The following is a 12671-nucleotide window of genomic DNA, read 5'->3' as shown; positions in this document are numbered from 1 at the left end:
AGACGCGGTACCGCCGACAACCGGGCGGAGCCGCTCCAGGCGCTGCAATCGCCGCTCGGGCCGGTGCACCCGGAAGTGCGGAAACCTGCCGGCGGGGGGCCAGTATGTCCAGATCCCCTCTAGGGGAATCCCTCGCGATACCCACGGAGGCGGTGCGCGGTGCGGACCACGCCGGGCACCGCCCTTGAACCGGCCGACCAGCCCTAGGCACCGGCCTTGCGGAACACCCGCGCGCCGAGGAAGACCGAGACCCCGGCGAGCGCCGCCGCCATCAGTGCGCCGCGGATCATCGCGGTGCTGCCGTACTGGCCGAGGAATGCGGCCCGGACCGCTTCCACCAGGTAGCGCAGCGGCACGAATCGCGAGATCACGTCCAGCCATCGGGGTGCGAGCGCCATCGGCAGCAGGATGCCGGAGAGCAGCATGACCGGCAGGTTGACGGTGTTGATCACGGGAGCGAAGCCTTCGGGGGACTCCAGCCGCATGGCCAGCGCATAGGACAGCGAAGCCAGCGCCACCGTGAGCACGGCGACGAACAGAAAGGCGATGAGGATGCCGAGCACCGGGGCGCGCAGCCCCATCGTCACGCCCGCGAGCACCAGGAGCAGTGACTGGGCGAGCAACTTCACCACATCGCACAGCACCCGCCCCATCAGCAGCGCCAGCCGGCTGACCGGGGTGACCTGCATCCGCTCGATCACACCGTTCTGCTTCTCGATCAGAATGCCGAAGCCGGCGAAGGCCGCGCTGAACAGGCCGAGTTGCACCAGAAGCCCCGGCACCAGCGTCTGCCAGGCGTCACCGCCGGTACCGAGCGGTATCTGCGTCAGCAGCGGACCGAAGAAGAACAGCATGAGCAGCGGCATGAGGACGCCCACCACCAGGCTGATCTTGGCGCGCATCGTCTCTCGCAGATAGCGCCCGAAGATCAGGCGGGTGTCGGCGACGAGGTCGGCCAGGCCGGCCGGGCCGGAAGTCTCCTTTCTCTGCCTGGCCGCGTGGCGACGGGACGGCTCCGTGGGCTCGGATGCCGTCCTCACCGAGGACGTGGTGGGGGACGGGTGCGGCACGTCAGCCTCCGTGGGGAGCGGGCGGTCAGATGGCGACCGGGACGTCGGGAGCGAGGGGGTGGTGCCCCGTGATGGCGAGGAAGGCTTCGCGGAGGCTGGCCGCTTCCGAGCCCGTGTAGCGCAGCTTCAGGTCCTGCGGTGTGCCCTCGGCGGCGACCAGTCCGCCGTCGACGACGACGAGCCGGTCGGAGAGGACGTCCGCCTCGTCGAGATAGTGCGTGGTCAGGAAGACCGTGGTGCCCTCGGTACGGATGCGCTGCACCAGGTCCCATACGTCGGAGCGGCTTCCGGGGTCGAGCCCGGTCGTCGGCTCGTCGAGGAACAGCAGCTGGGGCCGGTGGGTCAGGCCCAGAGCGATGTCGAGGCGGCGGCGCTGGCCTCCGGAGAGTGACCGGGTGGGCCGGTCGAGGAGATCGGCGAGGTCGAGATCCTCGGCGAGTTCCCGGGCACGGTTCTTGGCCTCGGTCTTGCCGAGTCTGTACAGCCGGCCCTGGGTGACCAGTTCCTCCCGCACGCTGACGGCCGGGTCGACCCCACTCGCCTGGGCGACATAGCCGATGCGCCTGCGCACCCCGACCGGGTCGCCGGCCAGGTCGTGCCCGGCGACGGTGGCGCTTCCCCCGGTGGGGGGCAGCAACGTGGTGAGCATGCGCATCATGGTGGTCTTGCCGGCGCCGTTGGGGCCGAGAAAGCCGAGGATCTCGCCTGCGGACACGGTGAGGTCGATGCCGCGCACCGCCTCGACCGGACCCTTCTTGGTCGTGAAGGTGCGGGCGAGCCCCTTGGCGTCGATGATCGGGGTCGTCATGGCGGCCTCCTGCCTTGCGGATGGGTGTCTCGTCCGGTGCCCCGCGCACCCCTGTGATCCCCCGGCCGCGGCCTTACGGGGTCACCGGAAGCGGCGTGGGCTCCGGGGTCAGTCGGCGTTCCGGGGCGGGAGTGACTGATCCGCGGTCACGGTGTCCCACATGGCCCGCATCGACTCCCCGATGGTGAACCGGGGGTGCCAGCCGAGGAGGCGGGCGGCGCGGGAGATGTCGACCCGGACCCAGTCGGCACCCCTGCTGTGTACCTCACCCCGCTGCTCCCGAATCGTCTCCGCCGGCAACCCGGCGGCCGTGACGAGCTCGTGCACCAGCTGCCGTACGCCCATTGCCTGGCCGCAGCCGATGTTGACCAGTGGGTCGGCGCGGGTGATCCGGGCCGCTCTGACCACGGCGTCCGCGGCGTCCCGCACATCGACGTAGTCACGCTGGGCATCGGCGATGGTCAACTCGATGCCCGCGGCCACGTCGACACCGCGGAGCCGTACCGCCAGGGAACCGAAGAAGCTCTCCAGCGCGGGGTGCGGCCCCAGAGTGTTGGCCACCCGCAGAACCACTCCGTCGAATGCGCCGTTCCGGACGGCGTCGAGGATCATCTGCGAGGCGGTGAGCTTCGTCGTGCCGTAGGGATTCGCCGGATCCGGTGTGATGCCCTCGTGTATCGACGTGCCGAAGGGGACCGGGCCGTACTCGTGGATGGTGCCCAGGTGGACCAGCCGGGGAGGGCGCTGCAGCAGCGCCAGCGCGCCGATGAGCCGTTCCACCAACTGCACGTTGGTGTAGTGCAGTTCGTCCCCCCAGCCGAGGGTGGCATTGACCACTACGTCGATGTTCTCCTCGGCCAGCACCCGGGCGAGCTCCTCGCTCGTGCTGCCCGCGACATCGAGGGACTGGAACCGGTGGGCAGCGATGCGCGGCGCATACCGCCGGGCGATCGCGATGACTTCGCTCCCCTCGGCCGTGAAGGCGGCACAGATGTGCCGGCCCATACACCCGGTGGCCCCCAGCACTGCGACACGGAAGGAGCCAGGGGGCGGCATCAACGGTGCCTCGGTGTTTTCCTCATCAGTCACGGAGCGCGACCCCCGACTGGTCGGGGCACACCGCCGGTTCGGCGGCCGGCCCGGTCGGCAGGCAGTCGGCGTACTTCGGGAGGACGCCCTGGGCCTCGGCCTCCGCCAGACTGGGCGCGCTGGTGTCCCGCGTGGACAGGCGGAACTCCACACTGTGCGGCCAGGGCAGCCCGATCGCGGGGTCGAACGGATCGATCGCGTGCTCCAGCTCGGCCCGGTAAGCACTGCTCACGAGGTACGACATGACGGTGTCGTCCTCCAGCGCCAGGAAGGCATGGGCGAGACCGTCGGGGATGTACACGGCCCGGCAGGACTCCGAGTCCAGCGTGACGAGGTCCCACTGGCCGAAGGTGGGCGACCCCACCCGGATGTCCACGACGGCATCCAGTGCCTTCCCCCGTGCGCAGTAGACGTACTTGACCTGGCCCGGGGGAGTGGCCGTGAAATGGAGCCCGCGCAGCACACCTTTGGCCGACCGGCTGTGGTTGGTCTGTGCCACGGGGAACCGGTGGCCGACCGCCGCGACGAACGCCTCGTCCTGCAACGGCGAGAAGAACAGCCCGCGGTGGTCGAGGTGGATGTCGGGGGTGAACTCGAATCCGCCGCCGACGGCGAGCTTTCGGGTACGCATCACGGATCACCTGCCCGCTGCGTCGTGTGCGGACAGCGCCGCGGGCCGCGTGCCGGGCCGCCGCGGCCGGATCGGTTCGGTGCGCCTCATGTCACTCACGTTTTCGCGCTCCCACCACGTTCGGAAACAGGTTCTTGCTTTGCGGAGGCAGGCACAGCTCGTCGCGTACGGCGCACGGCCGTGTGTGCCGACCGGAGGGACGGGCTGATCCCGGCTGTGTCTGCCTCAGTATGGGTCGCACCCATGTGGAAGATTCCCTAGTGCCGGAGCCGGAGGGTGCCTGCCGGACGGCGGCGGCACGGTCAGACGATGGAGAGCTCGGGCAGCGGGAAGACCAGCTTGCCGCCGCCGGCCAGGAAAGCGCTCTCCCGCTCGATGAAGCCTTCCCGGTAGATCCAGGGGAGCACCAGCAATTGATCTGGGCGCCGGGACTTGGCCTCCTCCTCCGACACGATCGGGATCCCCGAACCGGGCGTGAAACAGCCGGACTTGTCCGCGTTGGGCTCGCCGATGCAGGGCAGATCGTCCTCGGTGAGCCCGCAGAACTGCAGGATGACATTGCCCTTGGTCGAAGCGCCGTACCCGAGGGTCACCTTCCCCGCCTTGCGCGAGTCGTCGAGGAAGTCACGAAGGCGGTCGCGATAGTCATGGACGCGCTTGGCGAACGCTTCGAACGGGGCCATGGTGTCCAGCCCGAGGGCGGTCTCCCTGGCGCGGACGGCAGCCAGCCCCGCCTCGTCCACGGGGTAGCGGCCGGGCCGCTTGGCGAGGGTCACACAGAGGCTGCCGCCGTACACCTCGGTGAGCTCGGCCTTGAGGACGGTGAATCCGACGCGCTCGGCCATCCATTCGATCTGCCGCAGCGCGTAGTACTCCAGGTGCTCATGGCACACCACGTCGTAGGCGGTGCCTTCGAGCATCGCCGGCAGATAGCTCTGCTCCATCACCCAGACGCCGTCGTCGTCGAGGACGTCGTACACGTCCTGCATGAACGCCATCGGCCGCGGCAGGTCGTAGAACATCGCGATGGAGGTGACGACCTTCGCACGGCGCGAGCCGAACCGTTCGGTGAACTGGTCGCGGGAGAAGAAGTCGGGGATCAGTTCGGCGTGCGGCGGGTAGTACTCGCGGAACTTCGGCCCGGTCGGGTCGATGCCGACCAGTGTCGGGCCGGGGGTCGGGTAGCCGCGCAGCAGCGTGGAGTCATTGCTGCCGATGTCCACCACCAGATCGCCGGGACCGGGGCCGACCAGGTCGGTGATCGCCGCGACCTTGTGGTGGAGATGCTGGACCATGAACGGGCGTATGCCGGAGCGGTAGCCGTAGTTGTCCCCGTACATCAGGCCGAAGTCGGCGGTGTGGCGGAGCTGGACGAGGCCGCAGCCGTCCGGTGAGCACTTGACCAGTTCCAGGGGGACCGTGGGCACCGCCTCGTCCCGGGTGCGGGGAAAGATGCCGGTGAGAGCCTGTGGGCCCAGGTCGAGAACCGGCAGCAGGGTGCGGTTGCCGCAGACACGGCAGTCATCGATGATCATGGATTCTCCAGGTCGCGTTCCACCATCGGCTGGACCGGATCGGAACCGGCGCCGTGATCCCACGCCAGGCGCGGTGAGCCCCGCCAGGTATCTGCCGGCGACCTTAATGCCGACGTCCCGGGGCACCGCGACTCCGGATCACAATTCTGGGAAATGCTCCAGAACCCGCGTGCCGGAGCCACTGTGCCGACGGGCCGGGTGACAAGCGCTGCGCCCCTGGTCAGCCCCGGCTGTACCGCCGCTGCCACTGCGGGGACGGGGCGCCCCGCCTGCTGGTCCGTGCGCGTTGTTGCTTGACTGCGCAACTCGGCAGGTATCAGGGTCGGTCGAGCTCCAGAGGCGCGGACTCCTCGGAGAGCTACCCGATCCGGCACGGGCGGGCGGCAACAGACGACTCAAGGAGCAGCGGTGGCTGCACTGCCTGAAGAGACCGAGTTGGCACAAGACAGCAATCGAAGGGAGGAGACCGCAGCCCGCCGGCAGTTCGCGTTGACGTTGCTCTGTGATGTCGTTCTTCCCGTGGGGCTCTACTACGCGCTGCGCAGCGCGGGCGCCGGCGAACTGGTGTCGCTGCTGATCAGCGCCGCCGCGCCGGCACTCAGCACCGGTTACTCCATCGTCAGACAGCGCAGGGTCGACAGCGTCGGCGTCTTCGTGCTCGCCATCCTCGTGCTCGCCGGGCTGGGTTCCCTGATTTCCGGCAGCCCGCGCCTGGCCTTGGCCAGAGGCGGCTGGTTCACCGGGCTGATCGCGCTGTGGATCCTCGGGACGCTGTACACCTCCCGTCCGTTCGCCTACCGGGCACTCAAGAGCTTGCTCCCGGGCAAGTCCGAGAAGCTGGAAGGGCATTGGCACGACGATCCGCAATTCCGCCGTATCTGGCGCGGCCTGACGGTGCTGTGGGGATGCGGGCTGCTGGTCGACGCGGCGCTCCGGGTGATCATGGCGTACGCCCTGCCCGTCGATTCGGTGCCGGCGCTCGACGGTGCGCTGTACTTCGTGACCTACCTCGTGCTGCAGGTGATCACGCACATCATCCTGCACAGGACCGGTGTGTTTCGCCGGCTCTTCCCCGGACGGGGGAAGAGGAAGCCGGCCGGATCACGGGCAGCCGCGGAGACGAAGGACAACGGGACGGCTTGAACGGGACGGCTTGAACGGGGACGGCCTGAACGGGACGGCCTGAGAGGGGCAGACGCCCGGCCGGTGAACGGTCACAGCGCACCGCGCCGCGTGACCGCGCAGGCCCCGGGGCGCTCTGCCGCGCCACCGGTCCGGTTCCCCCACACCTGAGAACCGGGGAAACGCCCAGACTTCCGTCGCATCGGGCCGACAGGCCTTGTGCCGGGGGTCCGGGCCCACTGGATAGTGGCGGCAGCAACTGTTTCCCGGTCCGCTCGGACGACGGTGCCGGCCGTGGCGCGGCCGGACCGGTCCACCGGAAAGGATCAGAAGGATGAGTTCACCCACTGCGGACGACGGCCTGTGGTGCCGGCGCTTCCACCCTGCCCCGGACGCGGGCAGGCGCCTGGTGTGCTTCCCGCACGCCGGCGGTTCCGCGAGTTTCTACCATCCCGTCTCGGCCGCGCTCAGCCCCGGCGTGGATGTGATCGCCGTGCAGTACCCCGGGCGGCAGGACCGCCGCCGGGAACCGGCGATCGACGACATCCGCCTCCTGGCGGACCGGATCGCCGAGGCGCTGGGAGCCTGGTCCGACCGGCCGTTGACCTTCTTCGGCCACAGCATGGGCGCGCTGGTGGCCTTCGAGGTGGCACGGCGGCTGGAGCGCGACGGGGACGGTCCCCTGCGGCTGTTCGCCTCCGGGCGCAGGGCGCCGTCCATGTACCGCGACGAGCAGGTGCACCGGCGGGACGACGACGGCATCGTCGCCGAGCTGCGGGCGATGAGCGGAACCGACGCGCGGGTCCTCGACGACGACGAGATGCTGCGGATGGTGCTGCCCGCGCTCCGCAGCGACTACAAGGCCGTCGAGACCTACCGGAGCGAGCCCGCGGCCGTCGTGCGCTGCCCTGTCACCGTGCTCGTCGGGGACGACGACCCCAAGACCACCCTCGACGAAGCCCGGTCCTGGGACGCGCACACCACCGGCGACTTCGATCTGCGGGTCTTTCCCGGCGGGCACTTCTACCTGGCCGACCGGCCGGAAGAGGTGATGACCGTGCTCAGCGACCACTTCACCTCTGCGGCTCTCCCCCACCATGCGTAAGGGCCGCCGCGCTGCCCCGACCGAGTCACCCTGGAGCCCTGACAGACATGTCTGAACCGCTACTCACCGCGTCGGCCACGCCCGCACCGCGCACCGGGCGACGGCCCAGGGTCGGTCATATCGACTTCCTCAACTGCCTGCCGCTGTTCTGGGGGCTGGCCAGAAGCGGCGGTCTGCTCGACCTGGACCTGAGGAAGGACAGCCCGGATGCGCTGAGCGACGCACTCGTCGCCGGCACGCTCGACATCGGGCCGATCAGCCTCCTCGAATTCCTCAAGCACGCCGACGATCTGGTGGCGCTGCCGGACATCGCCGTGGGCAGCGACGGCCCCGTGGAGTCCTGCCTGATCGTCAGTCAGGTCCCGCTGGACCAGCTGGACGGCGAACCCGTCGCACTCGGATCCACCAGCCGGACATCGGTCCGCCTCGCCGAGTTGCTCTTCGCGGAGTCGGTCGGTGTCCAGCCCGAATACTTCGTCTGCCCTCCGGACCTCGCGGCAATGATGAAGCAGGCACGAGCGGCCGTCGTCATCGGTGACGCCGCCCTGCGGGCCTCCCTGCACGACGCGCCCCGGCTCGGTCTGCAGGTGCACGACCTGGGGCGGATGTGGCGCGACCTGACCGGACTGCCCTTCGTCTTCGCCGTCTTCGCCGCCCGCAAGGACTTCCTCGCCAGGGAGCCGGAGACCGTCCACCGCGTACACGCCGATCTGCTGGCGTCCCGCGATCTGTCCCTCGCCGAGGTCAAGGAGGTCTGTGAACAGGCCGCCCGGTGGGAGGCGTTCGACGCCGGGACGCTGGAGCACTACTACACCACCGCCCTCGACTTCAGCCTCGGTGAGCGGCAGCTCGCCGGAATCGCGGAATTCGCCCGCAGGGTGGGCGGCGGACAGGCCGGCTTCCCGCCGGACGTCCGCGTCCAGCTGCTGGGCAGCGAAGCACTCAGCATGTGACCTCACCAGCAACAAGCCCGAAGCACACCCGGAAAGGCCGTCGACATGCCCCGACCGTCCGAAGCCACCGAGCGTGGCCTCCAGTCCGTACTGGACCGTGCCGCCGAGGGCGGCAGGGTGACCCCCGAAGAGGCGCTGGATCTCTATCGATTCGCTCCGCTGCACGCGCTGGGCAGTGCGGCCGACACGATCCGTCGCCGCCGCTACGCCGGTACCGAGCACATCGCGACGTACATCATCGAACGCAACATCAACTACACCAATGTGTGCGTGACGGCCTGCAGGTTCTGCGCCTTCTACGCCGCGCCCAAGGACACCGCCAAGGGCTGGACCCGCGACCTCGACGACATCCTGCGCCGCTGCGCGGAGACCGTCGAACTGGGCGGCACCCAGATCATGTTCCAGGGCGGCCACCACCCGGACTACGGCGTCGAGTATTACGAAGAGCACTTCTCCGCCATCAAGAAGGCCTTCCCGCAGCTGGTCATCCACTCCCTCGGCGCCTCCGAGGTCGAGCACATGGCCCGGATCTCCAAGGTGTCCGTCGAGGAGGCGATCCAGCGCATCCACGCCGCCGGCCTCGACTCCTTCGCGGGCGCCGGTGCCGAGCTGCTGCCGGCGCGCCCCCGTAAGGCCATCGCTCCGCTGAAGGAGTCCGGTGAGCGCTGGCTGGAGATCATGGAGGCGGCCCACGAGCTGGGTGTGGAGTCGACCTCCACGATGCTGATGGGCACCGGCGAGACCAACGCCGAACGGATCGAGCACATCCGCATGATCCGCGACGTCCAGGACCGCTCCAAGGGCTTCCGGGCGTTCATTCCGTACACCTACCAGCCGGAGAACAACCACCTGAAGGGCCAGACCCAGGCGACGGTCTTCGAGTATCTGCGCATGCTCGCCATTGCGCGGATCTTCCTGGACAACGTCCCGCACATCCAGGGGTCCTGGCTGACCACCGGTAAGGAGGCCGGACAGCTTTCCCTGCACTACGGCGCGGACGACCTCGGCTCGGTGATGCTGGAGGAGAACGTGGTCTCCTCGGCCGGCGCCAAGCATCGCTCGGACCGTATGGAACTGCTGCAGCTGATCCGGTCGGCCGATCGGGTCCCGGCGCAGCGCGACACGACCTACCAGCACCTGGTCGTCCACGACGACCCGGCCAACGACCCGGTAGACGACCATGTCGTCTCCCACTTGTCCTCCACAGCCCTGGACGGCTTGGACGACGCGAGGAGCCACCCCGAGCTGAAGGTGATCGGGGCGAGCTGACCGGCTCAGCCTTCCTCGCCACTCGTCCCACAGCCCCTCCCACGCGGTGACCGGATCACTCGGCTGATCCGGTCACCGCTGTGCTGTGCACGGAGACCCCGGCGGCGCGGCCCCCAGGCCGAAGAACCCATGCCGACCGGACCCATGCCGGCCGGACCCATGCCGGCCGGACCCATGCCGACCGGACCCATGCCGACCGGCCCATGCCGACAGGCCGGTTCCCGAAAGCACCTTCCGGGAACCGGCCTGTTCGCTGCGTGTCCTGCGTGTCCTGCGGGCCCGCCGGCCGCGGTCAGGCCGACTCGGCCTCCGGCCCGTAGACCTCCACCGCGTCCTTGACGCGCCGTACGTGAATGCAGTCGCCCGGGCACTCCTTGGCCGAGTCCGCGACATCCCGGATCAGATCCAGGGGCAGCGGCACGGTCGCCCGGGGCTCCTGGCGCAACTCGTCGTCCTCACCCTTCACATAGGCGAGACCGTCGATGTCCAGCTCGAAGACCTCCGGCACGTACTCCACGCAGATGCCGTCTCCGGTGCACAGGTCCTGGTCGATCCAGACCTCGAGTTCGTCGTCGTTCACGTTCGCGTTGGTGGACATACCGCCTGCCTGCCGATCGTGGTCTTGGTCTTGGTCTTGGTCTTGGTCTGTGGTTCGGGTGCTCGGGCGCTCGGGCCGGTGGGTCTCAGACCCGCATGGGCTGCGGGGATTCGCGGCGGTCCGGGTCCGGGCCCGGGTACTCGCGGATGGTCTCGTAGCGGGTGTTGCGCTCGACGGGGCGGAAGCCGGCGTCCCGGATCAGTTCGAGAATGTCCTCGCGGGTCAGCTTGTCCGGTGTGCCGAAGTCATCCGCGTCATGCGTGATCTTGTACTCGACCACCGAGCCGTCCATGTCGTCCGCGCCGTGGTTCAGGGCGAGTTGGGCCGTGGAGACCCCATGCATGACCCAGAAGACCTTGACGTGCGGGACGTTGTCGAAGAGGAGGCGGGAGACCGCGAAGGTCTTCAGCGCCTCAGCGCCCGATGCCATGGTGGTCCGGGCCTGGAGCTTGTTGCGGACCTTGCCGTCCTGCATGTCGACGAAGTCGTGCTGGTAGCGCAGCGGGATGAAGACCTGGAAGCCGCCGGTCTCGTCCTGGAGCTCACGCAGGCGCAGCACGTGGTCGACGCGGTGGCGGGGCTCCTCGATGTGCCCGTAGAGCATCGTCGAGGGGGTCTTGAGGCCCTTCTCGTGGGCGAGGCGGTGGATGCGCGACCAGTCTTCCCAGTGGGTGCGGTGGTCGACGATGTGCTGCCGGACCTCCCAGTCGAAGATCTCGGCGCCGCCGCCGGTCAGTGACTCCAGGCCGGCGTCGATCAGCTCGTCGAGGATCTCGGAGGCGGTCAGCCCGGAGATGGTCTCGAAGTGGTGGATCTCGGTGGCGGTGAAGGCCTTGAGGGAGACGTTCGGCAGGGCCTTCTTCAGCTCGCTGAGCGAGCGGGGGTAGTAGCGCCACGGCAGGGTCGGGTGCAGGCCGTTGACGATGTGCAGCTCGGTGAGGTTGTCGTTCTCCATCGCCTTGGCGAGGCGGACGGCCTCCTCGATGCGCATCGTGTACGCGTCCTTCTCGCCCGGCTTGCGCTGGAAGGAGCAGTAGGCGCACGACGCGGTGCACACATTCGTCATATTGAGATGACGGTTGACGTTGAAGTGCACGACATCGCCGTTCTTGCGCGTGCGCACCTCATGAGCCAGCCCGCCCAGCCATGCCAGGTCGTCACACCCGTAGAGGGCGATACCGTCCTCGCGGGACAGTCGCTCTCCCGCACGGACCTTCTCCTCCAGCTCACGCTTGAGTCCTGCGTCCATCCCCAACTACCTTCCTCAGTGCTTGACCCTTGCTGAAAAGTGCTCTCAGGCGCTGATGGCATCGCCTCAGTGGATTCCTTCGGGAGCCGCCCGGGAGACCTGCAACGGCTGCACATTCGCCACTCCTCGCAGGGCCGGTCGGACGAGGTGAAGGAAGGCGCGCGCGGATCTGCGGGAGCCGGTCTGCCGCCCGTGTCACCAGGCCGGACCGGCACAGGGGTGACAGTCCGACACGGCAACGCCGACGGCCCCTCTCATACTCGCCGAGGCCACTGTGGGGAAATCCCCATATCTACAACGGGTTTGCTGGTAAGTACGGCGCCGGAACCCCGCGCCGACAGCCCGAACGAGCCCCGGAGGGGACCCATGGCCCAGCGGCTGACGATCGCGCACTCACCGTGCCCCAACGACACCTTCGCGTTCCACGCCTGGACACACGGGTTGCTTCCGGAGGCTCCCGGACTCGCGGTGACCATCGCGGACATCGACGTCACCAACGGCCTCGCGGAACGCGGCGGTGCGGATCTGCTCAAGATCTCCTATGCCTCCTTGCCGTATGTGCTCGACGAGTACGTGCTGCTGCCGTGCGGCGGCGCACTGGGCCATGGCTGCGGGCCGCTGGTCCTCACCCGGTCCGAGGACGGCCCGGCCGGCTCCGGCCCGGAGTGGCTGGCGGGGCGGCGCGTGGCGGTGCCCGGCGTGCGCTCGACCGCGTATCTGCTGTTCCGCCTGTGGGCGGCGCGGGCCGTGCCGGGCGGAGTGGGGGACATCGTGGTGCTGCCCTTCCACGAGATCATGCCCGCGGTCCGGGACGGCGAGGTGGACGCGGGGCTCGTCATCCACGAGGCCCGCTTCACCTACCAGCACTACGGGCTGCACCGCCTCGCCGACATGGGCGAGGAGTGGGAGGCCGGCACCGGCCGGCCGATCCCGCTCGGGGCGATCGTCGCCAGAAGGGCCCTCGGAGAGGAACAGCTGGGAGCGGTGGCCCGCGCTGCCGCAGACTCCGTCCGCTTCGCCTGGGCCAACCCGTCGGCCTCCCGTCCCTATGTCCTTGAACATGCCCAGGAGATGGCCCCGGACGTGATCGAGCAGCACATCGGGCTGTATGTGAACGACTACACCGCCGACCTCGGCGAGGACGGATACGCGGCGGTGCGGGAGCTGCTCGGCAGGGCCGCCGCCGAGGGCCTCGTCCCGGCCGTCACCCCCGGCGCACTGGACTTCCCGGGCGCCCGCTAG

Annotated in this window: 12 protein-coding genes; 5 read left to right on the top strand and 7 right to left on the bottom strand. The window is 69.1% G+C overall.

Features of this window, described 5'->3' with window-relative positions:
- Positions 1-203 precede the first annotated feature (203 nt).
- From NUT86_RS03290 to NUT86_RS03270, 5 genes are all read right to left on the bottom strand, one after another.
- Positions 204-959, bottom strand: coding sequence for an ABC transporter permease (locus NUT86_RS03290; protein WP_093645815.1), 756 nt, complete (start codon positions 957-959; stop codon positions 204-206).
- A 136-nt stretch (positions 960-1095) separates the two neighbouring features.
- Complete coding sequence (locus NUT86_RS03285) at positions 1096-1878, bottom strand: ABC transporter ATP-binding protein (RefSeq protein ID WP_093645791.1); 783 nt, start codon at positions 1876-1878, stop codon at positions 1096-1098.
- A 108-nt stretch (positions 1879-1986) separates the two neighbouring features.
- Positions 1987-2967: an NAD-dependent epimerase/dehydratase family protein gene (locus NUT86_RS03280; RefSeq protein WP_274733266.1), complete on the bottom strand. Its 981-nt coding sequence runs from the start codon at positions 2965-2967 to the stop codon at positions 1987-1989.
- A complete protein-coding gene (locus tag NUT86_RS03275) occupies positions 2960-3598 on the bottom strand; it encodes a dTDP-4-dehydrorhamnose 3,5-epimerase family protein (RefSeq protein WP_266436805.1) in 639 nt (212 codons plus the stop codon). Before NUT86_RS03275 ends, NUT86_RS03280 begins: the two co-directional genes overlap by 8 nt.
- Before the next feature lie 302 nt (positions 3599-3900).
- On the bottom strand, positions 3901-5133 hold the full coding sequence (locus tag NUT86_RS03270) for a class I SAM-dependent methyltransferase (protein ID WP_148590568.1): 1233 nt from the start codon (positions 5131-5133) through the stop codon (positions 3901-3903).
- Between the two features lie 408 nt (positions 5134-5541).
- Between NUT86_RS03270 and NUT86_RS03265 the strand changes: the two genes are divergently transcribed.
- From NUT86_RS03265 to mqnC, 4 genes are all read left to right on the top strand, one after another.
- Positions 5542-6276, top strand: a complete 735-nt coding sequence (locus NUT86_RS03265) for a VC0807 family protein (RefSeq protein ID WP_274733263.1) — start codon at positions 5542-5544, stop codon at positions 6274-6276.
- A gap of 313 nt (positions 6277-6589) precedes the next feature.
- Complete coding sequence (locus NUT86_RS03260; RefSeq protein WP_148590572.1) at positions 6590-7360, top strand: thioesterase II family protein; 771 nt, start codon at positions 6590-6592, stop codon at positions 7358-7360.
- A 47-nt stretch (positions 7361-7407) separates the two neighbouring features.
- Positions 7408-8313 (top strand): menaquinone biosynthetic enzyme MqnA/MqnD family protein, encoded by a 906-nt coding sequence (locus NUT86_RS03255; protein WP_159491395.1) that lies wholly within the window; start codon positions 7408-7410, stop codon positions 8311-8313.
- 45 nt (positions 8314-8358) lie between these two features.
- On the top strand, positions 8359-9582 hold the full coding sequence (gene mqnC / locus NUT86_RS03250) for a cyclic dehypoxanthinyl futalosine synthase (protein WP_274733260.1): 1224 nt from the start codon (positions 8359-8361) through the stop codon (positions 9580-9582).
- Positions 9583-9874: 292 nt separating this feature from the next.
- On the opposite strand, the gene NUT86_RS03245 is transcribed toward mqnC, so the two are convergent.
- Positions 9875-10180, bottom strand: coding sequence for a ferredoxin (locus NUT86_RS03245; RefSeq protein ID WP_093646038.1), 306 nt, complete (start codon positions 10178-10180; stop codon positions 9875-9877).
- Positions 10181-10265: 85 nt separating this feature from the next.
- Positions 10266-11429 carry an aminofutalosine synthase MqnE gene (gene mqnE, locus NUT86_RS03240; protein WP_159491399.1) on the bottom strand — a complete coding sequence of 388 codons (1164 nt, stop codon included), beginning with the start codon at positions 11427-11429 and terminating at the stop codon, positions 10266-10268.
- A gap of 366 nt (positions 11430-11795) precedes the next feature.
- Between mqnE and NUT86_RS03235 the strand changes: the two genes are divergently transcribed.
- On the top strand, positions 11796-12671 hold the full coding sequence (locus NUT86_RS03235) for a 1,4-dihydroxy-6-naphthoate synthase (protein WP_109887054.1): 876 nt from the start codon (positions 11796-11798) through the stop codon (positions 12669-12671).

The sequence above is a fragment of the Streptomyces sp. G7(2002) genome (genome assembly GCF_028870195.1).
Taxonomy (GTDB): domain Bacteria; phylum Actinomycetota; class Actinomycetes; order Streptomycetales; family Streptomycetaceae; genus Streptomyces; species Streptomyces nigrescens.
The sequence above is the reverse complement of the archived record's forward strand: the minus strand, read 5'-3'. Positions and strand labels throughout refer to the sequence as shown.